Below are 670 nucleotides of genomic sequence, written 5' to 3'. Positions count from 1 at the left end.
GCATCACCCAGCGGCTCAATCCGCGCGTCTGCCGTGTGGCGGCATTGCCGGCCCCGAACGACCGCGAGCGCACGCAGTGGTACTTCCAGCGTTATGTGTCCCATTTGCCGGCAGCCGGCGAGATCGTGCTGTTTGACCGCAGCTGGTACAACCGCGCCGGCGTGGAACGCGTCATGGGCTTTTGCACCGACGACCAGTACGAAGAATTTTTCCGTACCGTGCCGGAGTTTGAAAAGATGCTGGTGCGTTCGGGCATACAGCTCATCAAGTACTGGTTTTCCATTTCCGATGAAGAGCAGCACCTGCGCTTTCTCGGGCGCATCCACGACCCGCTCAAGCAATGGAAGCTCAGCCCCATGGATCTGGAGTCACGCCGCCGCTGGGAGGAGTACACCAAGGCCAAGGAGATCATGCTGGACCGCACCCACATCCCCGAGGCCCCATGGTGGGTGGTGCAGGCGGACGACAAGAAAAAAGCCCGCCTGAACTGCATCCACCACCTGCTGCAGCAGATGCCCTACCAGGAAACCCCGCACCCGCCCATCGTGCTGCCCGAACGGGTGCGCCATGAGGACTATGTGCGCGTTCCGGTCCCACAAAACATTGTGGTACCGGAAATCTACTAACACCCCCGTTCAGGCTCACTTCAGAAATAGACCCACCCCTGTCC

At 60.6% G+C, this 670-nt stretch carries 1 protein-coding gene; it reads left to right on the top strand.

Going from position 1 to position 670, the window contains the following annotated elements:
• A partial coding sequence (ppk2, locus tag AC1D1X_RS25095; protein WP_477699604.1) for a polyphosphate kinase 2 occupies positions 1–626 on the top strand: 626 nt, incomplete at its 5' end.
• Between the last annotated feature and the right edge of the window lie 44 nt (positions 627–670).

The organism is Polaromonas sp. P1_G4 (assembly GCF_056405475.1).
Note: the sequence above shows the minus strand (reverse complement) of the source record. Positions and strands in the feature narration are given on the sequence as shown.